Raw genomic sequence first — 23,025 nt, 5'->3', positions numbered from 1 at the left:
GGAAGTAGCTAAGTCGCGCCAAAGGCGCTACCTACCCGATGTTTTGGATCTGAATGGATGATGTAGATATTATTTACTTATAAAACAAATGTTTGCTGATTTTACGGATGGCGTTCTTTGCATTAAGGATCCATTTTTGGATCCTTAATGCATACAAACTCTATATTCTAAAGACTAACCAATCTATCGTCTTTAACTGACTTTTCGAATAACGTTTGTTGTTCAAACTGAAACTCTTTGGGGTAATTTAAGGTCCTATCGCTAGGATTGTTAAGCTGGTTAAATAACGCCGTGGCCAAATGCCACATAACTATGGGCGGTATAGCATTTCCAATTTGTCTGTATGCGTCACCCTGACTTCCTGTGAGCTGAAACTCATCTGGGAAAGACTGAATTCTTGCCGCTTCTCTTGGAGAAAAACGTCGATACAATTCCTTCTCTTGGTCAACTAGAAGAACGGGATCTCGTGAGTTGAGGCTAACTTTAGCTAAATGACTTGTTATCGTTAAGCATTGAGAATTCAAGTCCTGTGCTAGAGCCCTTTTCATATTCGGCTTGGCTCGCTTTACACCATCGACAGCTCGTTTCGAAAAAAAATACTTCGGATCCTGTGGCCATAACGAATCAATTACATCGCTCAGAATTGACTTTGGTATGAGTCCATCTCCTGACCCATGAGTTTCATCAGGAAATTCAAATGTATGATTTAAGTCTTCTCTTACACCTATTATGAATATTCGTTCGCGCTTCTGTGGAACTCCAAAATCTGAGGAATTAATTAATTTGTGCGAAATCTTGTATCCTTGCGACCGAAACTTTTCGCAGGCTAAGTTAAAGTAATACCCTTGCCTTAGCCGATAAAACCCTTTGACATTTTCGGCTATAAACGCCTTTGGTTTAACCTCATCGATTATTCGCGCCATCTCCCAAAATAACTGCGACTCTTTCTTTTCTGGCTGCTTAGTAGGATTAACCGTAGAGAATGGCTGACAAGGAAATCCGCCAATAACAACATCCGCAGATAGTCCTCTTAATGACAAATTGCGGACATCCTCGACAATAGCTTTATGTTCAAAATTTTTGTTATATGTATGAATTGCTTTAGCATCTATATCTGACGCATGAATTACCTTTGCACCGGTTGCTGGGTATGCACTTCCAAGATATTCAAATCCCCCCAGCGCCCCTAAGTCAGCACCACCACATCCGCAAAATAATGAAACTATGGTTGGACTATAATTCATGGTCATATAAAGCTCCCACTATTTTCGGTAAAATCCAGTCTGTAATTTGTCGCGATACAAGTTAAGGTGTCGTTCTCATTTTGCTGGTAAGGGTTTGGGATTATGAATAACTTCACTCCATGCTCGGTGAAATAAACACGATAAATAAAATAACAATCTGAAAATTGCTGTGCCGCTATCCACTCATTTCTCGTGAGGTTTATTGAGTCATTGAAATTTCCGGCAGGTGCCGTAACTCTTTTAGTAGCCTTTACCTCGATATATTTTGCCCAGTCTTGACGCTCTCGCTCGCCTAAAACTGACTGAATGTCGTATCCTATTCCTTTTATTCGGCCAAGTTTTTTTACTCGATTAGCCAGCCTAGGGTTGATGTCGTTTACCTTACTTCTTTCATATTCGTAAACATAGTGTTCTCCTTCATCACCTAAGGCAACCATATTCTCACCCTGCCGCCCCTTAGTAAACTTAGCATAAAAAACGCCCTGTTCATGCTCATCGTCCTCTAAGGCTTGAACATCGGTGAAGAGTAATGAGTCATCGATATCTGACATCGAGGAAAAATATTTATTCCACGCGAATTCGGCGGCTTTTCGTCCTTCAATCGAATCGAGATCGTACTGCTTAAAGTCAAACAAAGGCTCTTTACTCCAGGCCGCCGCCAGAGCATCTAGATAAGGCTTCTCTCGCTTGTTTAAGCGTACCGAATTACCGACGAATCGGATAGCATTTGCCAAAACGAGTAGATTTAGCTGCTCGTTAACATGCTGATAAGTATAAGAAGTTGCTTTATCAGGCACGTAAATTTCTCTCTCAATGCTTTGATTAATATCGTCAATAATCTGTTCAGAAACTTCTCTGGGGGATGCTGTTCTGGTAAAAACATCAAGTGAGTTCAATATGTAGTAGCCAACTTGCTTTTTCGTGATAAAAATATCTTTTTCTTCAAGGCACTGCAGCACAGCAATGACATATGCAAATTGCCTGCATGAGACTCCTAGAGCAAGTTGAGGCTTTACTGTCTGTTCGATTTTATTCATTCCACTTGGGAATTGATATTTTGCACATAAATCCTTGAAAAATGCGGGCTGATCCGAATCTTCAAGTAACTTAGAAGCTCTATGAGATATACAAACATTATCGCTTTCATCCGTGTAATACATTCCAAAAAGCTTTCCTGCTATCTCTGTACGGTGGTTATCTAATGTTTTTTCAACACCGGTATCTAACAGTCTAAAAATTCTCTCGTTGAAAGCTTCTTTAAATTCAGCCTGAGGTATAGGGCAAATTTCGTTAAGTATATTTGCGTAAGTAGGTAAAAAATTATCTAAATCAGATATTCCCTTACCCCTTACAATAACGGCACGATATTGTTTAGTATGATCATACGCCATTTTTAACCTCTATAATTCCCTTAATTTTACATGCAATTACTTTTGCTAGCATAGGAGGAACCGCATTTCCCACCTGGCGATATTGGCTAGTTCTTTTTCCTTCAAAACTAAACGTATCAGGAAAACTTTGAATTCTTGCGCATTCTCGAACTGTAGGCACTCTGTTGGCTTTATAATGGAAATGATGATTGTGTCCTGCATCAATTGTAAAACATGGCCTTTCGCTATTCATTCTTGTCCAAGCAATATTTACCTTGCGTGTTCCCTGTAACTCAATTGGCAAGTCTTTATAGTTACCTCCATCAGGAACTAAGGCAATAATCTCTTTCGTTCTCTGTTTATGAGCTACAGCTTCATGATTTGTAAGTACTTGGCTACCACTCCTCATTTTCTTCTGAAACTCAGATGTAGCCTCTACCGAGTAAGTCATAATTGGAGAGCCCAGTTCATCATCTAGTAGAGGTAAATCGTCAATGGCTTCCTTTGTCGTAACTGGTCGGCTGACTTTGGATAGCTCAAAGTCCAAAAGTTTAATATCATGATTTTTAAACGCAATAAAAAAAACTCGCCGTCTATTCTGAGGCACGCCAAAATCAGCCGCATTCAATTTTTCTACAGAGACTAAATACCCTAGACGCGAGAGCCCATCTACAATTCTGCTCGCGAATGCGCCATTTCCCATACTCAATATGTTCGGTACGTTCTCGATTACGACAGCTTTTGGGTTAACTAAAGCAACCAGTTTTAAATATGACTGTGTTAACTGATTCCTCGGATCCTTTTCGTCCCTTTTTCCTGCAATAGAGAAACCTTGACAGGGCGGGCCTCCAAGCATTACGTCAACTTTATCAATAGATGCTATCGTCGAATCAGACAAACAAGACAGATCTTCATAAATCGCCTTAGCTTTTGGGAAATTTTTACCATAAGTTTCAAGGGCTTCTTTATCGTTATCAATTCCCGCCACCACATCAAAGCCAGCCATCGAAAACCCAAGCGATAGTCCGCCAGCTCCGCAAAACAGGTCTAAAACTTTTAATTTTTTATACATTAAATTCAATCCCTAAAAGCACTGTACAAAAATACATGTATCGACACTAAATTACAAGCCGTACCTCCCTTGAGTTTGGCTTAAGCATGTATGTCAATTTAGCCTAAAATGAGAGTATGCTTATCCTACAGAAATATGAAAACTAGCTTGATAGTACTGCTCTCCCACCTAACCCAACCTCTTCGAACCTTAGTTTTTACTACCCAAAAAGATGGGGAGGGTATCTAGTTACTAAAAATGCCCCCTCCCCAACGGAAGAGTGCTTTCTTATCAGAACCAGTGTTTGTGGTAGAGGTGGGGCTCCTCAATCAACACTTTTCACAGCGCTTATAAAACGCTTCATAGCATGATAGGCCTTACTATCGCCGGATAGCATCAATAATGCGGTCTTCTCGCGTTCCTGTTGGCGTTTCGATGCGTAACCATACGCGCTTGGCGTTGGTGATTGCTTCAATGTTTTCAAGTGTTGTACGAAACCCTTTTGTCGAAGTTCGAACGCCTGAGTTAGTTTCTTGACCAGTAAGCAGGTCCGCTGGCTCAAGACCTACAATTTTACCGTCAATGTGTAGTTGGGCGTCCAGAATAGCCACCAAGTCCATAAAGTTGGCCACAATCAGAAAGGCTTCATCTCCATGCGCCTCGTTCCATTGTGCTCCCAATCCAAGACAGGCGGTCGTGCAAGCCGCACCATGAGGGGCAATTCACGATTCCAAATGCAATTAGCATGGTGCAGAGTGCTCAGACAACAATGAGCCAACCTAACATCAATCCATGCAAGAACTAGTTAAAATTGACGATCCAAGGATCTTCACTCCCGAGCTCAAGATATATTTTTACTGTTCTACGAATCATATTCTGTGCAATTAAATGAAGTGTCTGACTATAACCAGACGGTGCGTTTGTCTCATAAACGTATCGACCATCTTTAAAGTAATTACGGTATTTGTAGAGCATTTCACGCTCGAAAGATGACACCAATTTACCTTGTATTTCTGCGGGTAGCATATCCAAGAGATTGGAAAGATTGTGCGAATCACCCGACACTTTGGGTCGACTGTATCGTTGATTCAGGGCGCCTAGGTTCTTTGAAGGCCTGAGTAGGTAGCTTTTAAGGATAATCTCGGCGGCTAACGCTGCATTCGTCATACTCACATTCCCGCAAATAGGATAAGTTTGTATCGCAGCTAAATAATATTTATGCGCCGTTTCGACCGCCCATGGTGCCATTTCCCATTCATCGCTTTCTGCTAAATTTCTAGTGGATATGTACTCCTGCTGCTTGGGCACGACAATGTAACCATCACCTGGTGAACCGAAAGTAGTCGTGTGGCCGATCTTATGCAACGCTGCGACGTACAAGCAAACAATCGCATCGAGCTTATCTTCGTGAGCCTTTACTTCCGAGCCAACGAGATTGTGCTCCCGGTCGAATTTAAAATGCTCTACCTGTACATAATTAGCTATTTTCAAACAGAGCACAGGTGAGTTCTCCAGACTTCGAAGCAGCCACCCGAGTCGACGTTGCCCGTGGACTTGATCAGCAACCTTCATCCCTTTTTTCTTCTTGTACTTCAGCCTTTCAGGTAACCCAAACAAGTTGATGATTGCCGGATGAGGATAACATTCCACCTGAAATTTTTTATCTGTAGTAAGGTGCTGAAATCTTTGGGTTTCTAACTTCTGAGAGAGCTCTACAGCAGGGTGGTTTGGGTACTTTTCCAGATTACTGGGCATGCAGGATGCTTTCTTCTGACCAAAAGCTCGACCGATAGCTTTTTCACATTCTCGCATTCCTGTTTGATTATTGATTATCGTCGGCGCATCGATCGCCACCCCCTCGACACGTCTGCGTTCGATTTCTTCACAAATTGAGTCAGGAAACAGTACTCCATGACTCATATCCGTGACCGTTAAGACGTCACCCTTCAATTCACCGTATGCGATACCTGTCGGATGCTTAGCCGTCCAAGCGAGATCGATGCCAGCTAAAATCATAGCTACTAGCTCAAACTTTTGCTGTAACTAATACGCGCATCACAAAAGGCACTGATTAACGTATCAACGGTTTCGAGTGCGCCTGTGCCCCATTGGTTCGTAAGTACATATGTTTTCTCGTTTTCATGAAAAAATTCACCCGGCTGCGAGAAAAATCGACGACTACGATGTATTTGCCCACCTGTGTCCAATTCATTGAACTTAGCCTTCACGTCGTCGTCATTCAATACACCACTAAAAACTTGGAACGCGTTCCTTGCGTGATTGGGCAAATTACTGATCACCTCATTTATCTGGCTAGGCTTCACACCTTGATCGATACAAGCCTTTACAACGCGATAGACCAACCAACGCTTACTCAATTCCGGAAATACCATTCCATCAACGCTCAAATCAAAACGAGTTCTGTCATTAGTGGTTGTGCGCGCCGTTCGTTCGCGTTGGCGCTTCTCTTTTATTTTAATTTGATAATCACTGGCTTCAGGCACAGGAATAACACTTTGGATGTCAATCAGCAGCTCATTGCCGTAAACATAAGGCTTCATGCGAATGCAGGTAATATCCAAGCCATTATCATTCAGCCACAGTACAGATGTTGTGAGTTCTTTTGAAAAGTCAGCAGATGCGAGTATGACCCTGACATCTTGAGCAAAACTATCCTCGTCTGGCTCACTCCATTGCAAGAAATCAAGCAACTTTTCTCTCGCTTCGATCTCCAAACCGTTCGCTTCAATGTAATCACTAAATATGCCTACCAAACGCTCGAACGTAAGGGTTGAAACCATGGCTGCATACCGAATCGCCTGAAGCTCCATATGCCCACCATCTTCAGTACGTTTCAACTCAATGACCACTAAACGAGCTTCTTTGTCTATTGCCAATAAATCTATGCGTCGGCGGCTTTCATCCCAATCACCAAACTCCTCTGCAACTATCAAGATGTCGGGATGCAACACATCTATATGCTTTTTCAGTACTTGCTGTAGATGATTTCGCTCATATATGGCGTGCTGATCAAACCGGGTTGTATCTAGCGCAATTAATTGATCATTTTGGAGGCGAAAAATTGGCATTCTGTGGTACCTCGATCCGATTTTGTTAAGTAATGATACTTAGATGTTCTAATCAAAAAATACATTAAATGATTAACACTGACGATTCTTTATAGATTAAACATCTCAATTTTCACCTAATGTACTCATTAAAAAGCGACTAACAAGTAGCTCTTACTAAGTCTTCGATCATAAATCAGGCTTGAAAACTATAAGCACAGAGATGAAAAAGGCCCCTCTGGAGCCTTAATTAATGAGAACAGTTGGCTTGTTACCTCAAAACAGTCGCGCCAAAGGCGCGACCTACTCGATGTTCTGAATTTGCTCACGCATCTGCTCGATCAACACTTTTAGCTCGACTGCGGCGGCGGTGATTTCGGCGTTGATGGATTTCGAGGCGAGGGTGTTCGCTTCGCGGTTGAACTCTTGCATCATAAAGTCAAGGCGTCGGCCGCAGGCGCCGCCCTTTTTCAGGATCTTGCGGGCTTCGGCGACATGGGCGTCGAGGCGGTCGAGTTCTTCGGCGACGTCGACTTTTTGCGCCAGCATGACCATTTCGGCTTCGAGGCGTTGTGGTTCGAGTTCGACTTTGGCTTCTTCAAAGCGGGTTAGTAAGCGCTCACGTTGCCATTTAACGACTTCTGGCAGGCGTTCGCGTACAAAGGCGACGTGTTCGATGATGCCGTCTAAGCGTTGCTGAAGCATGGTGTTAATGGCTTCGCCTTCACTGGCTCGGTTTTCGATAAATTCGTTGAGCGCGGGTTTTACGGCGTCGAACAGTTCTTTTTGGAGCTCGTCGATATCTTGGTCGTCACTGCTGACGACGCCAGGCCATTTCAACACGTCGAGTGCGTTAATTTGTGCGTTGTGAACTTGGCGGTTGACCCATTTGGCTTGGTTGATCACGCTCTCGGCGAGTGCTTCGTTAATCACTAACTCGCTTTGCTTGCTCTCATCCATGTGCAGGTGCAAGCGACATTCGACTTTGCCGCGCTGGAGTTGCTTGCGCAAAAGTTCTCGTAGGTTGCTCTCGAGGGCGCGCACGCTCTCGGGCAGTCGAAAGTAGGTTTCTAAATAGCGTTGGTTAACCGAGCGGATTTCCCACACGGCGCTGCCCCATTCTGCTTTGTGCTCGTAACGAGCGTAACCGGTCATACTTTGAATCATGGCGTATCCTACTTTTTTGTCGGGAGGTCTTTCCTTCAACCTGCCGAAAACAATGTGTGCGTTAAGCGTATAAGCCAAATATTACCTGTGCAAAGAGGCAATATGAAGTAATAGTACAAAAAAGATGTCACACTTTTCTGTGCGAGTCTGACCTTATTGAGCAACCTTTATTAAAAGTGACTCAATAGGAACGTATTATGTCTTTGAAAAACCAATTTTTTATCTTGTTATTAGGCGTGTTGTTGGGCCTTTTCAGCCTACCCTCGCATTCACAAAACACCGTGCTACATGCGCAGGTTTCGGGTCAGGGTCAGCCGGTAGTGCTTATCCCGGGTTTAATGTCCGATGAGCGTGTTTGGCAGCAAACGGAAGCGGCGTTGGCGCAGCATTATGAGGTGCACACGCTGGCATTTGCTGGCTTTGGGGCACATCCAAGCAACCCTCAATTACGTGAGGCATTTACTGAAAACGCAGGTGCTGCGCTAGAACGTTATTTGCAGGAAAACAGTGCTGGCGATGCGGTGGTTATTGGGCATAGTTTGGGCGCGTTCTTAGGCTATCAACTGGCAAGCCAGCAACCTCAGGCGTTGCAATGTCTTATCGCGGTTGACGGTGTGCCGTTTTTCTCGGCGCTGGTCAGTGGTAACTCGGCGTTGACTGCTCAAGCGGTTAAACCGCAAGCACAGCAAATGCTGACGGTATATCAACAGCTCACCCCCAAACAAATGGCGATGCAGGTGCAAATGGGGGCATCACGGCAAACCTCATCTGAGGAGAATCAAGCGCGCGTGGTCGCGATGGCAAAAACGTCGGATCCTACCACGGTGGGCCGTGCGATGTATGAACTGATGACCACGGATTTACGCGCTGAGGTCGCCGACCTCAACGTGCCGACATTACAAATGGCGGCGACTGGCGGCTTCTCAACGGCCGAGCAAAAGCAGACAGCGCTTAATGCCTATCAACAGCAGATCGCTGGTGATAATGCCATCAACTTGCTAGAGTTTGCTGAGTCACGCCATTTTATTATGTGGGATCAACCCGAGGCCTTTTTGTCGGCCGTTAATCACTTCATCGAGGAGCGCTGCCATGACTAATCAAACTGCACAGTATGCGGCGCTTAACGCTTCGATTGAGCAAGCGCGCCAAGGGAGTTCGCAGGCGTTCGCCGAGGTGGTCACACATACACAAAACTTGGTGGCGAGTATTGCCTTGACCATTGTTAAAGATATCCGAGCCTCAGAAGAGGTGGCGCAAGAGGCTTATCTCATCGTCTGGCAAAAAATGAATACGCTGCGCAAGACGCGTAGCTTTTTGCCCTGGCTACGACAAATCACGCGGCATTGTGCTTATCAGTGGTTAAGCAAAGAGCATGTGCGTCGTACCGACTATAAGGATAATCTCGATGAGGAGCTGGGTGCGGTGCTGAGCGATGAATCACCCGAGGCGTCGCTCAGTGAGCAACAGCAGCAGGCGATTATTTATCATGCGTTGGATAAGTTGCCAGCGCAAAGCCGCGATGTCGTACTGCTGTATTATCGCGAACAGCAGTCGGCTGAGCATGTTGCGGACTTGCTGGGTATCACACCCGAGGCGGTGCGCCAGCGTTTGTCTCGCGCTCGCAAGCAATTAGCTCAACAATTACTAAGCCGTGTGGGTAAAGCGGCGTTGCTTTCGGCACCATCCATCAGTATTTCGACGTTACTGACAACAGGCGCGATGGTGGGTAGTGCACCTGCCGCTGCAGCGGGCTTTTCGCTGACCTCTGGTGTTGCCACAAGCGTGAAGTGGTTAGCGTTATTAGGTGCCATGGCGGTCACTATTCTCGGTGGTTTGGCGGGCTTGTTTATCGGCTCTCACCGCGCGCAGAAGATGGCAGCCACCGATGCTATCCGCCAACAGTTGGTGCGAATGCGTAATCAGGCTGCAGTATTCATGATCGTTGTCGGTAGCTTGTTTATTCTAAGTTACGAGGTTGATCCCGGTTGGTTACTGCCGACGCTCAGTTATCTAGTGCTATTGCTGGGTATTCTAACCTATCAACGCCGAGTGCAGCGTTTGGTGTGCTCCGGTGGTCGGTCACTCAGCTGCTATTTGGGGTTAGCGCTTGGGCTTGGTGGCGGCCTAACTGGCTTTTTTGCGGGATTAGTACTGAGTGGTCGTCTCTAACGACCACTCGTTTTACGGTTATTTTTTTGCGTGTTTTTCGCGATTCTTTTGCTTTTGTTCCGCGTTCTTCTTCATCATGATATACACCGCGCCGCGTCCACCATGGTGGCGCTGTGCGCTATGAAACGCGAGTACTGGCGGCATTTCACGCAGCCACTTATTCACATAGCTTTTTATTAGCGCGGGATGCGGCTTGCTATGTTTACCTTGTCCGTGAATAATCAGTGCCGTACGTATACCGGCGTTATGGCAATCCTGAATAAAGTTAAATACTGCGGTGCGCGCCTCGCGCAGCGTATGCTGGTGCAAATTGAGACTCGCTTCCATGGTGTAACGGCCTTGTTTAAGCCGTTTGTACACGCCTTCTTGCACACCATCACGCCGAAATTCGATGCACTCCTCAGGCTCCACCAACTCAACATATTCGGTCGATAAAAAGTTGACGTTTTCTTGCTCTTCGGCTTCAGCCGCACGGCGCCGCTCCTTTTGTGCCAATGTCGGCTCAAAAGCAGTGCGAATGTCTGCAACTTCCTCACCCACCAAGGGTGTTACGTCGTTCATTTCTTGGCGGAACAATTCAAATTCTTCGTCTTTTGAACGCGACATACGGCCTCCCGTTCAGTGATTACCGCGTATTTTCAGCTTGCGTTAGTTTAATACGTTACAGAACGATTCGCGATCCATTCAACGGTCAAATTTGCTACACTAACGGCTAATTCGTTTTACTTATCCGCGTTTACTATCAAATAAAGGAGATGCCATGCGTCCAAGTGGTCGTACTGCCCAACAAATTCGCCCGGTCACCATCACGCGTAACTTCACCAAACATGCCGAGGGTTCAGTTCTGATTGAATTCGGCGATACTAAGGTGTTGTGTAATGCCACGGTTGAAACCGGTGTGCCACGCTTTTTAAAAGGTCAGGGACAAGGTTGGGTGACCGCTGAATACAGCATGCTCCCACGCTCTACCCACACTCGCTCGCAGCGCGAAGCGGCGCGTGGCAAGCAAGGTGGCCGCACGATGGAGATCCAGCGGTTAATCGCGCGTTCTTTGCGTGCTTGCATCGACCTTAAGGCGCTCGGCGAGAACACCATCACCCTCGACTGCGACGTATTGCAGGCTGACGGTGGTACACGTACCGCCTCAATTACCGGTGCTTGCGTGGCGTTGGTTGATGCGTTGAACTACATGCGCGCTAATAAAATGGTTAAGGTCAATCCGTTAAAAGAGATGGTTGCGGCGATTTCTGTCGGTATTGTTGATGGCGATGCAGTGAGCGACTTAGAGTACATTGAAGATTCTCAAGCCGAGACTGACATGAACGTCGTGATGACGGAAGCGGGCAAATTCATCGAGATCCAGGGCACCGCTGAGGGTGAGGCGTTTAGTTATGATGAGATGCAAAGCCTGGTCGACATTGCCCGCGTAAGCATTAAAGAATTGATCGATATCCAAAAAGCAGCATTGGCATAAGGGATCAGCATGAAAACCTATCAAAAAGAGTTTATCGAGTTTGCGATTGAGCGCGGTGTACTAAAATTTGGTGAGTTTACGCTGAAATCCGGTCGCACCAGTCCTTACTTTTTTAATGCCGGCTTGTTTAACAAGGGTTCTGACTTAGCTAAGTTAGGGCGCTTTTACGCAGCGGCGTTAAAAGACTCAGGCATTGACTTTGATGTGTTGTTCGGTCCTGCCTACAAGGGCATTCCTATCGCCAGCGCGACTGCGGTTGCGCTGTTTGATCACTTTCAGACCGATACGCCTTACTGCTTTAATCGCAAAGAGAAAAAGGACCACGGCGAAGGAGGCAACTTAGTCGGTTCAGCTCTTGAGGGGCGCGTGATGTTGGTCGATGATGTGATCACCGCGGGCACGGCGATTCGTGAATCCATGGATATTGTTGAGCAAAACGGTGCTCAGCTGGCGGGTGTGTTGATTGCCTTAGATCGTCAAGAAAAAGGCAAAGGCGAGCTATCCGCGATTCAGGAAGTTGAACGTGACTTTAATGCGCAAGTGATTGCGATTGTCTCACTGAACGATGTGATTGAATATCTTAAGGACGACGAGCAGTTTAAAGCGCACTTGCCTGCGGTTGAAGCGTATCGCGCTCAATACGGTGTAGCATAACGCACTGCGCCACTAAAAAGCAGCGCATAAAAAAGCTCGCCTCCGTATAAACGGGGCGAGCTTTTTAGTAACTAGGTGCTGCTTACAGTTTTTCTTCGGGCTGATAAGCAATACCAATTTTACCGTTAATCACTTGGCATTCACCACCGGCTTCAGCGGTACGGCTTGCGTCGTTGATACGCGCGATCAAGCGATAGTCTTTATTCAGAAGCGTGACTTCGTTGCGTTCTTCACCACACAACACGCGAATCGAATCAACTAAACCGCGGTCGGTTAGGAAATTGGTGGTTGGATTCTCTTTTACAATACCTGACTGGTCCGAGAATTCCGCGGTTTGTAAGCCATACGGATTCATCATACCGGACGCGCCAGCGACTAAATAATGGAAAGTACTCGCGACCGCCGTAGGCACCGATTGTGCGTTTTCTACAAAGAACACGCCTCGCTCGCCGACAATATCAAATAGGCCTTTTTCAAGGTTCACTTTCATGGCGGTATTCTCATCAATCCCTAGCGAAAGCGGTGTACCACTATCGCCCGCGAGACGGATCAAACGACCATAACGACCTTTATCAGAGAAGTCGCTATCCAAAATACCAAAGTGAAACAGCCCTAAACCGCCCAATGGGTGGAACGTCAGCGTGTCTGGGTTGGTATTGGTTGGACAGGTTGCATCCAAATCACAACCGAACGGCGGTGGCTCAGAAGCAAAGGCGCCATCTTTTATCGCTGATTCGGTGGTACCGTTAGAAATCATCGGTTTAGATGTCAGCGCAACAGCACCCGCGCCGTTACCACCTACCACTAAACGCTTGGATTGCACGAAGCTCACGATGTCGCGTAGCAAATCAGACGGCTGGTTATCTTCATTAATGAAGGTTGAGCGGGTAAGGTTGGCATCACCATCATTGATAAAGATCGCATTGGCTTGGCGCACCATCTTTAAGGCTTCTTTGGGCGCTTTACAAAACTCAACCTGTTGCTGATAACGATCGCGATACACGCGGTCTCGCGCATATGCACCGAGCACTTCCTCTTGCACGTCAGCCAATTCGTCACAACGGCCCTCTTGTTGCGCTTTAATTAAAGCCGCATCAACCGGGAACCAATGAGGCTCGGCACCTAGCTGACTGAACAAGTCCATGTAGTAATCGACCTCGTTGTAAGGATCGCGCGATGAAGAGGTAGTGAAGAAGACCACGGGCTTCTTGCTGTCATCAAAGCGTGTGGTCTTCGCCATGTCAACGAACTGGCGATAGATGTCGACCACAGGCTTGTTCTGCGATTCATTTAAATTAATCTTTTCATCAAGCTCAGCAGGAACGGGCATTTCAAGTAAGTCGACCAACTTGTTCCACTCAGCTTCAGATAATGAGTTGTACGTTTTTAATGTGGCACGACGAGTAAATTCACGCATGAACACGCGTTCTGTGATGATTTCCTCGTTCATACGGTCATAAATGAGCTTCAACGCCTCGTCGACCTTCTTTCGAGCCTCTTCGCGAAAGCCGGTCCAGTATTCATCTGAAACAGCCGTCTTGATTGACTTCTCCGATAGGTCGATATACCGATTAGTGCGCATTGTTTTGCTATCAATCCAATCGGTTTCGTTACAGGTATCGGACGCCATGCTTGTGCAAAGCGTTAAACCGCCGCCGGCAAGCATTAAGTGGCGGTAACCATCATCTTTAATGGTTGGTTGTTCTTGTGCGGATACCGCACTGGTCATCAGTCCTGCAAGCACGATGCTAAGACTCGATGCGAGCCATCCTTTGTTCATGAGACACCCTTATGATTACTGCAAAGTTGCGGGTTAATGAATCCTAGTATAACGGGTCAATGGATAAAAATCGCTCTCAGTTTTATCAACATCGACCCTCTCTGCTCTGACCTCAATAAGAAGAATAAATTCAATCACCCTGCGGGTGTTGGATTTTTGTAAATGCTGTGCATAATACCCTGCAATTGATATACTTCTGAGGTCAAATTGACCAAGGTTACATGTTCTGGTGATTAACTTATTTCGCGCTATCGTTTTTTCTACGCTTTGTTTTGTAAGTGGGCAGCCTTATGCGCAGCAATCATCAAGCAACTTGTCGACTGACTTAAAGTTAGATGATGAGCAAACACCCCAAACGTTAATCTTTCGAGCACCGCAAGACGGTCCATTGCCAGAGCTCGTTCAATCGATATTAGAAGAAGCCTATGCCGAGCTTAATGTCGAGTTGCGCTATGAGCCATTACCGCGTTTGCGCGGTGAACAGTTGGCATCAGAGGGTATCATCGCAGGCGAGTTAGGTCGCATTCCCGGCTTATCGGAACAACTCACCAACCTCGTTCGGGTAGAGTTCCCCATCTATGAGTTTTCCTTGCTGCTTGTGGGCGATCCTAAACAATGTGGTACCTGCACGCCCGACACACTGAGTAATCTCGCTTATCTCAGTGGTCTACGATCGGCCGACCAAGTGGTTGAGTCCTATCAATTAGATATTCCCATTGTTAAGCCGGTAAAGCTCGAGCAAGTGATTAAATTAATGGACGCCGGCCGCGTAGAAGCCACGTTAATGGCTGACTTTCAGTACCGGGGTTCGGCTTTACATGATCGTGATGACTTAATCGTCTATGAAATTCAACGCTATCAGGGTTACCACTATCTACATAAAAAGTATGCAGATCTTATCCCCGATTTAGTGCAAGCTCTTGAACTTATGCAAACGACGGGACGCATTACCGCATTAAGAGAAACTTATCAGTCAAAGATCAGCCGTCCGATTTTACCCATCCGTATTCCCGATCCACTCATCGGTGCCAGCTCATTAGTGCCGGGGCAAACCGAAGTAGATGGTGAGGGAGCGATATGGCAGCGGTTCAAACAGTTAACGGTTGAATGGCCACAACAAGTAGAAACGGATGCATCAAACTGGCCGCGCGCTAAGCAATTAGTCGACTCGGGCAAAGCTCAGGTTTTAGTGGGTATTCGTGAAGAGCAACTCGATCAGCGCTTCATAAAAACTGAACATGCACTCGCTCGTAGCGAGCCCGTGTATTTATTCACTAAAACACAAACGGCTATAGACAAGATCTTCAAGCAACAGCAACAAGTCAGCTTGTGCGTTGCCGGAGGTCATTATCAGCAAACCTTATTACCTGCCAACGCCAGTATCTATAACGCGAATACATCGCTAGATTGCTTCGCGCTATTGGACATGGGCCGCGTTGAGGGCGTTGTTGATTACGCCGCTAACTTACCCGACTGGACAGAGGCGCCGTACGAGCGATATGCCTTGAGTGATGAGGTACCGCTCTACTTAGCGTTCAAAGACAACGCGCAAGGTCAGCTGTTGCGAAGCTTATTAGATAATGAAATTAAAAACGCTACACCGCGCCCTTAAAATCCAACTGACGCCACGCTTCATAAGTAAAAATCGCAACCGAATTTGATAAGTTTAGGCTTCGGCTATCCGGCACCATTGGTAACCGCAACCAATTTTCCTGCGGAAAGGTCTGCAAGACTTCCATCGGCAAGCCGCGCGTTTCTGGGCCAAACAGCAATACGTCATTTTCCTCGTACGCTACGTCGGTATATCGTGTTGAGCCTTTCGTGGTGCATGCAAAAATGCGGTTATAATCCACGTTTTCTAGAAAGTCCGACCAATTTTTATGGATTTTCACTTGAGTGAGGGCGTGGTAGTCCAAGCCAGCACGGCGTACTTTCTTCTCATCTAAGTCGAAACCTAGTGGCTCAATAAGATGTAATTGCATGCCTGTATTCGCCGCTAAGCGAATAACATTACCTGTGTTCGGTGGTATTTCCGGTTCAAATAAGACCAAATGCAACATAGTGATTTTATCAGCTACTTAAAAAACGCTAGAATACCACTATCTTAAGACGAGGTGTGCATCGAATTGAATTCTCCAACGAGTTACAAGCATCAATACGCCTTTTGGGTAAAGCTTGCCAGTGCCTCATCGGTCACGGCGGCCGCACTGCTGATAGCTATGAAGCTCTACGCTTGGTTTGATACCGAGTCTGCCAGTATGCTTGCCTCGTTAACCGACTCGTTGCTCGATAGTGGCGCCTCGATTTTTAGCTTTTTCGCCATTCGTTACTCACTTCAGCCAGCCGATGATGAGCACCGGTTCGGCCATGGTAAAGCGGAATCCCTTGCTGCGTTAGCGCAAAGCGCTTTTGTCGCTGGTTCTGGAATGCTACTGATTTTCCACAGTGTGCAGCAGTGGATGCAAGATACCAACTTACCCGATGTGCAAAGTGGTATTTGGGTCAGTATCGCGGCCATTGTGATCACCATGGTATTACTTGTGATTCAGCGGATGGCTATTCGCGCCACCGACTCGCAAGCGGTTAAAGCCGATCATCTTCATTATCAGTCTGATATCTTACTCAATGCCGCAGTTTTGGTTGCGCTGGTACTGAGCCAGTTTGGCATGCACTGGGCGGATGGCGTATTCGCCATTCTAATTGCGTTGTATCTCATCTGGGGCGCGATTCGCATCGGCACTGAGGCATTTAACTCGTTGATGGATCGCGAACTACCCGAGGACTTGCAAAAGAAAGTGGTGGATACAGCGCTAGCCATTGACGGTGTTTTAGGGATCCACGGCCTGCGTACTCGTGAGGCGGGTTCAACACGCTTTATTCAACTCCACATTGAACTCGATAATCATTTATCTCTTCTCAAAGCCCATGCAATTTCTGATGAGGTCGAAAGTGCACTGATGAAGGCGTTCCCGAGTGCCGACATTATTGTTCACATGGATCCTGAAATTATTGCCTATGTTGAGGGTTCAATTACTGAGCGTCGCTCGACTTGAGCCTGGCATAGATCGAATCCATGATGGGCTGCCGATAATGGTCACTCTCCATCATCAATTCATGTTTCGCGCCTTTAATAGAACGAAACTCAACGTTGCCGCCTGCGCTGTTAGCAAAACGCTGTTGCGCTTTTTTACTCACCACCGCATCGGCGCCCGCATTGAACAATGTCGCTGTTACTTTGAGTTGACTCCCCATAACTTGCAACTGTTTACAAGTCGTCAATGCCTCATGTAACCAAGCAAACGTCGGCCCGCCGAGTTTAACTCTTGGCTCGCTTTCATACGCCTCGCGAAACACTTGGTAACGTTGCTCACTGTGGGTTAGCACATTCTCAGCAAAAGGAATCGCAATGTAATCCTTCATACCTAAAAAGTACCAGGGCTTTTCAGGTGAAATCGTCTCATTTAACCAGCGCCCCGCGCCAGCAATTGCACGCGCGATCGTAGCCGGTATCCCTGCCGTACGAATACCCATCATGGGGGCGGTGAGAAATAAATGCTTGAATTGAAAATCCTGCTCACAACACGCCCACGATAAAATCGCGCCGCCCATCGAGTGGCCCAATGCATAGCGCGGTGCCTGAGGAAATCGCGTATCAATATCATTCATGAATACGCTAAAGTCATCAATAAAGTCACGGAAATTTGCGACGTGACCTTGATGGCTATTTTCCGTCATACGTCCCGACAAACCTTGCCCACGATGATCGATGACAGCACAAGAAATACCTTGCTGCGCCAGTTCCCAAATCACTTCTTGGTATTTTATCGCCGCCTCAATCCGACCCGTTGAAATGACCATTAGTGGCGCTGATTCGCTGACTTTATGGTAGGCATAAAAAAGACGCAAACCGTCTGCCGCGTCTAAGTAAATGTGTTCAACTGATTCATCCCAGAAAGGGGCGATATGTTGGTGATAAAATTCGAGCCACTCGGGCTCATTATCCGCCGGTCGGATCATCCGCTTTGATTCCCGTCGCTGTGGTTAAGCCCTAGTCTAACGGTAAATCCAAGATAACTTCTAGTCCTCCTTGCGGATGATTGCGTGCGCGCAGCTGACCGCCTAGCACCAACGCTGAGCGCTGACTTAACGCTAAACCTAAACCGACACCTGCCTGATGCTTACGCGAAGGATCACCGCGATAAAATGGCTCAAACAGCTTCTCAATCGTTTCTTCATCAACCCCAGGGCCATGGTCACGCACATAAAGCTGCAACCACTTGCCATGCTTTTCGCAGCCGAACTCGACCGCTTTGTCGGTATAGTGCAGGGCATTCCGCATAATATTTTCTAACACTAACCGGACGAGTTCATCATCGCTCTCCAGCTCGCGCCAATCGCCCTCGCGAACAACTAAACGATCGGTATACTCAGGATGACTGTACAAAGTGTCGTCTACTAGGCGTTGCACCAACTTTCGTAAATCAACGGTATGCGTATTTAAGCTAATTAAACCGTTCTCAAGTTTCGAAAGCGACAAAATACGTTCAATAATTTGATTTAAGCGTTCACTATCGCGACGTAGCTGTTGCCAATGCGCATCCTCTTGATGCTCATCTTCGCTGAGATCGAGCGCGACTTGCATACGTGCCATCGGCGAACGTAGTTCGTGTGACACATCACTTAACAAGCGCCGTTGCGCATCACGAGAAATTGCCAGATCGCGCGCTGTCTGCGCTAGGGCACGCGCCAGCTCGCCGACTTCATCTTTACGTCGAGGCAACTGGCCTAAATCAGGTTCAGCGCTACCCTGAGCAACTTCCCGAGTAGCTCTAATCATGCGTTTTATCGGTCGAATCAACCAGATACCCAGCAAAATCGCTATCGCCAAACTGCCGCCAACCAACGTCCAACTGCGCGCCCGCATCAATTCTTGCTCGGCCTCTTCACGATCAGTCCACTCCGACGCTTTCAGTGGACGGGTGATTAGAAGCTTATTGCCTTTAAACTCGAAAGGACCAATCAATAAACGATCCTCGAGCGGCATTTGCATCGGCTCATCGTAGTTTAAGAAGCGCAACATGGTTTGCCGATAACGTTGCGATAGGAACTCATCCATCATCAACTTTTGCTGACCTTGCGCGAGTACTCGGGCTGCGACGCGATAGTCACCCGTCAATAACCGTCCAGGCTGTAAGGAAAGATAGGTCAACTCATTTTCGAGTAACGGCGCTAAGGTACGCCGAATAGGCTCCGCGATAGGTTTAACTTCGGGTGTGACTTTATTCCACACCGCAAGCAAGTAACCGCTACTGGCGGTTAAAAACAATAACGCCCAAAACAACAGGAGCAACCGCAGTGTAAGCGATTGGTACCAACGAATCGGGCGTTTACGGTGCGGTTTCATTATTCGTTGACGAGACGATATCCCCGACCACGAACGGTTTGAATACGCTCAGGATTAGCCGGTAATTTTTTGCGAATGTTGCTGATATGTACGTCGAGACTACGGTCAAAAGGTCCCATTTTACGGCCTAGCGCAGCCACCGAAAGTTGGTCCTTACTTACCATTTGACCCGCTTGCTGCATCAAACAACGCAGAATATCAAACTCTGTCGGTGTCATGACCAACGGCTCTTTATCGCAAGTAACTTCGGCTTTGCTCGGATCAAGTGTAAAGCCGCTGACGGTTAACACTTCATTTTGCATCATCGTGTTTGCTGTACGCCGCAACAAAGCGCGTACTCGTGCGACTAATTCGCGCGGATTAAATGGCTTAGGCAGATAGTCGTCTGCGCCGAGCTCGAGCCCCATTACACGGTCATCATCGTCTCCGCGCGCTGTTAACATCAGCACTGCGGTATCACGGTGTTGCTGACGTAGACGTTGTAATAACTGCATACCATCAATACCAGGCAGCATGACGTCTAACAAGATCAGCTCGAAGTCCCCGTTTAAAGCGGCATCCAGTCCTTTAACGCCATCATCAACTACAGTCAGCTCGACCGCCTCTCGTTTGAAGAGCTCGGTTAGCATCGCTGACATTTCATGGTCGTCATCAATGAGTAGAACAGAATGTGTCATGGTCAATTGAGTCCCGTTTAAAGTGTAAAGACCATCTTCTAAAATAGCACAGCGTAACGCGACTCTCTTTACAAAGATTTACTTGCTCAATAACTTGAGCTTGCGCGTTAGCGTATTGCGCCCCCAGCCAAGCCAGTGTGCGGCTTTTTGCTTGTGTCCGTCGCACTTCTCCAGTGCAATGCGCAAGGCGATGCGCTCAACATCCTGTATAATAGGTGTCATATTATCATGGTTATGGGCTTGTGTACGCAACTCGTGCGCCAACAACTCACGCCAGTTTCCGGTCGATTGACCGTTTTGAAGCGATTTATCCTGTTCCAGCAATTCATGGGGCAATTCATCAGGACCCACCTGTTGCGCCGGCGCCATCACGGTGAGCCACCGACACACATTTTCTAACTGTCGCACATTACCCGGCCAACCGTATGCCTCAAGCTGTGCCAACGCTGCGTCTGATAATTGCTTCTCACTGACTTCGAGCTCAACGGCCGACTGCTTTAAAAAGTACCTTGCCAGCAAAGGTATATCCTGCTTGCGTTCACGCAATGCGGGTAACCGCAGTTGGATGACATTAAGCCGATGGTATAAGTCCTCGCGGAATTCGTTGTGTGCAACCGCCTCTTTTAAATCTCGGTGGGTGGCGGCGATGACCCGCACATTAACCTGCACAGGTTGATGTGCTCCGACTGGATAAAATTGGCCTTCGGCTAACACGCGCAATAACCGTGTTTGCACCGAAAGTGGCATATCGCCAATTTCATCTAAAAATAGCGTCCCACCATCGGCTTGTAAAAACCGTCCATCGCGCTTTTTATCAGCCCCGGTAAATGCGCCTCGCTCGTGACCGAACAGCTCGGATTCAACCAAGTCGGCTGGAATAGCGGCCATGTTCAATGCAATAAACGGCTTATCTGATCGTGGACTGTGTTTGTGCAAGGCACGCGCAACGCGCTCTTTACCTGTGCCCGTCTCACCCGTAATCAATACGCTCACACTCGAAGCCGACAAACGGCCAATGGCACGAAACACATCTTGCATGGGGGCCGACTCGCCAATAATGTCATTATTTGCTTGCTGCGCACTGACACTCACTTCGGGCTTATTGCGATGCGCCATCGCTTTAGCGACAACATTGCGAGCTTCCTCGATATCAAAGGGTTTAGCCAAATACTCAAAGGCACCGCCTTTGAAAGCGCTCACCGCGGTATCGAGATCCGAATGAGCGGTCATAATCACAATGGGTAAATCAGGATCGCGCTGCTTTATTTGCTTTAACAAAGCCAAGCCATCGGTCCCCGGCATACGAATATCACTGATGATGGTATCGGGCACTTCCGAATCTAGCGCTCGCGTTAATTCATCGGCCCGTTCAAATACGTGTACTTGATAACCCGAGCGTTCAAATGCTTTATGAAGTACCCACCGAATAGAGGGATCATCGTCTAGAATCCATAGATGTTGTGCTTGGCTCATAGATTCGCCTCCTCAGTGATTTGTTGTTGATACGGGAGGTATATCCTGAACACCGTGTTTCCCGGCTCAGAGTAGACCTCGATTTTGCCTTGGTGTTGATGGACTAAACTATGCGCCATGGATAATCCCAGGCCGGTGCCTTCGGCTCGACCGCTCACCATCGGGAAAAACAAGCTCGCCTTAATAGCATCATCAATACCCGGGCCATTATCGGTAATGCTGATCACTGCACATTGACGATAACGACGGCCCAGTAACGTGAGTTGATGTTCAATGCGCGTTTTAAAGGTAATTTGTCCTTCACCATTCAATGCTTGGGCCGCATTTTGGGCGATATTTAAAAAAACTTGTTCGCAGGACTCAGTCATTGCCCACAGCTCTGGCAACGAAGGATCATAATCACGTTTTATGCTAAGACGTTCGCCGTATTCGTAACGCACGGTTTTGGCGACGCGCTCGAGTAGCTCATGCAGGTTGGTTTCTCGTTTTTGCTCGGCTTGCACCGGGCCCATCATGCGATCAATCAAAGTACGTAACCTATCGGCTTGCGTGACGATGAGATCGGTGTACTCTTTCAGCTCTTCATCTGGCAGTTCGAGTGCCAGCAATTGTGCAGCGCCGCGCAGACCACCTAATGGATTTTTAATCTCGTGCGCCATTCCACGTAACAATGACTGTGTCGCAAATAACTGCTGTTGTTGCTGTGTTTCACGCGAAATCTGGCGTTGTAAGTCAACCTGTTTGAGTTCGATAAGCCAGTGCTTAATTCCATTTTCATGCAGTGACTGAATACTGACTTCAGTCGTCACCTTTTGCCCAGAGTGAAGAAAGAAACTGGCTTCGGAGTTCACCACGGTTTGATCTTCGGACAAACAATTCTGCAGTGTATTTAATGGTAAGTCGCTCTCGTAGTAGGCCTCAGCAAAGGGCTCACCAATAAGACGCTTAGCGCTATGGTCAAAAATCGATTCAGCTGCAGCGTTGACGTAACGCACGTTCCATTGAGCGTCGACAATGACCACACCGGTCAATAGCTGATTCAATATAGACGCAGGGTTCACTCAAATACACTCCACAATAGTCTGCACTAATTTGGTGCATATACACGGCTTAAAAAGGGAGGCTGGGCCTCCCTTCGTGCAACCGTCTTGGTTTAAACGCTGTAGTACATATCGAATTCAACAGGATGAGTTGTTTTCTTCAATGTTTCTACTTCGTTGTACTTAAGGTCGATGTATGCGTCGATCATGTCGTCATCCACCACACCACCTTGCTTGAGGAAGTCACGGTCTTTATCCAATGCGTCCAATGCCATTTCAAGTGAATGACATACGGTTGGGATATCTTTCGCTTCTTCCGGTGGCAGGTTGTACAAGTCTTTATCCATCGCATCGCCTGGGTGGATCTTGTTACGGATGCCGTCCAAGCCTGCCATTAATAATGCGGTAAAGCACAGGTATGGGTTAGCGCTTGGATCAGGGAAGCGTACTTCGA

21 protein-coding genes and 1 pseudogene are annotated in these 23,025 nt (G+C 47.1%); 6 read left to right on the top strand and 16 right to left on the bottom strand.

The features are described 5' to 3' along the window. Positions 1-167: 167 nt before the first annotated feature. From B2X00_RS01555 to B2X00_RS01525, 7 genes are all read right to left on the bottom strand, one after another. Complete coding sequence (locus B2X00_RS01555; RefSeq protein ID WP_290485831.1) at positions 168-1,250, bottom strand: DNA cytosine methyltransferase; 1,083 nt, start codon at positions 1,248-1,250, stop codon at positions 168-170. Then, positions 1,247-2,635 carry a protein NO VEIN domain-containing protein gene (locus tag B2X00_RS01550; RefSeq protein WP_290485830.1) on the bottom strand — a complete coding sequence of 463 codons (1,389 nt, stop codon included), beginning with the start codon at positions 2,633-2,635 and terminating at the stop codon, positions 1,247-1,249. Before B2X00_RS01550 ends, B2X00_RS01555 begins: the two co-directional genes overlap by 4 nt. Then, the gene (locus B2X00_RS01545; protein WP_290485829.1) at positions 2,625-3,686 is read right to left on the bottom strand and encodes a DNA cytosine methyltransferase; all 1,062 of its coding nucleotides are present in this window, start codon (positions 3,684-3,686) and stop codon (positions 2,625-2,627) included. The genes B2X00_RS01550 and B2X00_RS01545 overlap by 11 nt, the downstream gene beginning before the upstream one ends. A gap of 359 nt (positions 3,687-4,045) precedes the next feature. Beyond that, positions 4,046-4,297, bottom strand: coding sequence for a hypothetical protein (locus B2X00_RS01540; protein WP_290485828.1), 252 nt, complete (start codon positions 4,295-4,297; stop codon positions 4,046-4,048). A 169-nt stretch (positions 4,298-4,466) separates the two neighbouring features. Beyond that, entirely contained in the window at positions 4,467-5,681 is a 1,215-nt protein-coding gene (locus B2X00_RS01535; protein ID WP_290485827.1) for a DUF429 domain-containing protein, read from the bottom strand. 5 nt (positions 5,682-5,686) lie between these two features. Beyond that, on the bottom strand, positions 5,687-6,754 hold the full coding sequence (locus B2X00_RS01530) for a hypothetical protein (RefSeq protein WP_290485826.1): 1,068 nt from the start codon (positions 6,752-6,754) through the stop codon (positions 5,687-5,689). Positions 6,755-7,036: 282 nt separating this feature from the next. After that, positions 7,037-7,900 (bottom strand): YicC/YloC family endoribonuclease, encoded by an 864-nt coding sequence (locus tag B2X00_RS01525; protein ID WP_290485825.1) that lies wholly within the window; start codon positions 7,898-7,900, stop codon positions 7,037-7,039. Between the two features lie 197 nt (positions 7,901-8,097). Here B2X00_RS01525 and B2X00_RS01520 point away from each other — a divergent pair, with 197 nt between their 5' ends. Further along, the gene (locus tag B2X00_RS01520) at positions 8,098-8,997 is read left to right on the top strand and encodes an alpha/beta fold hydrolase (protein ID WP_290485824.1); all 900 of its coding nucleotides are present in this window, start codon (positions 8,098-8,100) and stop codon (positions 8,995-8,997) included. Further along, positions 8,990-10,069, top strand: a complete 1,080-nt coding sequence (locus tag B2X00_RS01515; RefSeq protein ID WP_290485823.1) for a sigma-70 family RNA polymerase sigma factor — start codon at positions 8,990-8,992, stop codon at positions 10,067-10,069. The genes B2X00_RS01520 and B2X00_RS01515 overlap by 8 nt, the downstream gene beginning before the upstream one ends. An 18-nt stretch (positions 10,070-10,087) precedes the next feature. Here B2X00_RS01515 and smrA read toward each other — a convergent pair whose 3' ends face one another. Next, the gene (smrA, locus tag B2X00_RS01510) at positions 10,088-10,675 is read right to left on the bottom strand and encodes a DNA endonuclease SmrA (protein WP_006954555.1); all 588 of its coding nucleotides are present in this window, start codon (positions 10,673-10,675) and stop codon (positions 10,088-10,090) included. A 154-nt stretch (positions 10,676-10,829) separates the two neighbouring features. On the opposite strand from smrA, the gene rph reads away from it, so the two are divergent. After that, the gene (rph, locus tag B2X00_RS01505; RefSeq protein ID WP_290485822.1) at positions 10,830-11,543 is read left to right on the top strand and encodes a ribonuclease PH; all 714 of its coding nucleotides are present in this window, start codon (positions 10,830-10,832) and stop codon (positions 11,541-11,543) included. Positions 11,544-11,552: 9 nt separating this feature from the next. After that, entirely contained in the window at positions 11,553-12,197 is a 645-nt protein-coding gene (pyrE, locus tag B2X00_RS01500) for an orotate phosphoribosyltransferase (RefSeq protein WP_272977443.1), read from the top strand. Positions 12,198-12,279: 82 nt separating this feature from the next. Here the strand turns inward: pyrE and B2X00_RS01495 are convergent, their stop codons facing one another. Continuing rightward, positions 12,280-13,977, bottom strand: a complete 1,698-nt coding sequence (locus B2X00_RS01495) for a cyanophycinase (RefSeq protein ID WP_290485821.1) — start codon at positions 13,975-13,977, stop codon at positions 12,280-12,282. 229 nt (positions 13,978-14,206) lie between these two features. On the opposite strand from B2X00_RS01495, the gene B2X00_RS01490 reads away from it, so the two are divergent. Further along, positions 14,207-15,589: an ABC transporter substrate-binding protein gene (locus B2X00_RS01490; protein ID WP_290485820.1), complete on the top strand. Its 1,383-nt coding sequence runs from the start codon at positions 14,207-14,209 to the stop codon at positions 15,587-15,589. On the opposite strand, the gene trmL is transcribed toward B2X00_RS01490, so the two are convergent. Then, positions 15,573-16,037, bottom strand: a complete 465-nt coding sequence (gene trmL / locus B2X00_RS01485) for a tRNA (uridine(34)/cytosine(34)/5-carboxymethylaminomethyluridine(34)-2'-O)-methyltransferase TrmL (protein WP_071462119.1) — start codon at positions 16,035-16,037, stop codon at positions 15,573-15,575. The two genes, B2X00_RS01490 and trmL, sit on opposite strands and share 17 nt — an antisense overlap. A gap of 66 nt (positions 16,038-16,103) precedes the next feature. Between trmL and B2X00_RS01480 the strand changes: the two genes are divergently transcribed. Beyond that, positions 16,104-17,030, top strand: a complete 927-nt coding sequence (locus tag B2X00_RS01480; protein ID WP_290485819.1) for a cation diffusion facilitator family transporter — start codon at positions 16,104-16,106, stop codon at positions 17,028-17,030. On the opposite strand, the gene B2X00_RS01475 is transcribed toward B2X00_RS01480, so the two are convergent. From B2X00_RS01475 to glnA, 6 genes and pseudogenes are all read right to left on the bottom strand, one after another. Next, positions 17,008-17,994, bottom strand: a complete 987-nt coding sequence (locus B2X00_RS01475) for an alpha/beta fold hydrolase (RefSeq protein WP_290485818.1) — start codon at positions 17,992-17,994, stop codon at positions 17,008-17,010. The genes B2X00_RS01480 and B2X00_RS01475 overlap by 23 nt on opposite strands. Positions 17,995-18,025: 31 nt before the next feature. Continuing rightward, positions 18,026-19,381, bottom strand: coding sequence for a sensor histidine kinase (locus B2X00_RS01470; RefSeq protein ID WP_290485817.1), 1,356 nt, complete (start codon positions 19,379-19,381; stop codon positions 18,026-18,028). Further along, positions 19,381-20,058: a response regulator transcription factor gene (locus B2X00_RS01465; RefSeq protein WP_071462123.1), complete on the bottom strand. Its 678-nt coding sequence runs from the start codon at positions 20,056-20,058 to the stop codon at positions 19,381-19,383. Before B2X00_RS01465 ends, B2X00_RS01470 begins: the two co-directional genes overlap by 1 nt. A gap of 78 nt (positions 20,059-20,136) precedes the next feature. Next, entirely contained in the window at positions 20,137-21,531 is a 1,395-nt protein-coding gene (gene ntrC / locus B2X00_RS01460; RefSeq protein ID WP_290485816.1) for a nitrogen regulation protein NR(I), read from the bottom strand. Next, positions 21,528-22,592, bottom strand: a complete 1,065-nt coding sequence (glnL, locus tag B2X00_RS01455; RefSeq protein ID WP_290485815.1) for a nitrogen regulation protein NR(II) — start codon at positions 22,590-22,592, stop codon at positions 21,528-21,530. Before glnL ends, ntrC begins: the two co-directional genes overlap by 4 nt. A 92-nt stretch (positions 22,593-22,684) precedes the next feature. Beyond that, positions 22,685-23,025: pseudogene (gene glnA / locus B2X00_RS01450) on the bottom strand (glutamine synthetase); the annotation flags it as partial.

The sequence above is a fragment of the Idiomarina sp. UBA3162 genome (assembly GCF_002364475.1).
GTDB lineage: Bacteria > Pseudomonadota > Gammaproteobacteria > Enterobacterales > Alteromonadaceae > Idiomarina.
Note: the sequence above shows the minus strand (reverse complement) of the source record. Positions and strands in the feature narration are given on the sequence as shown.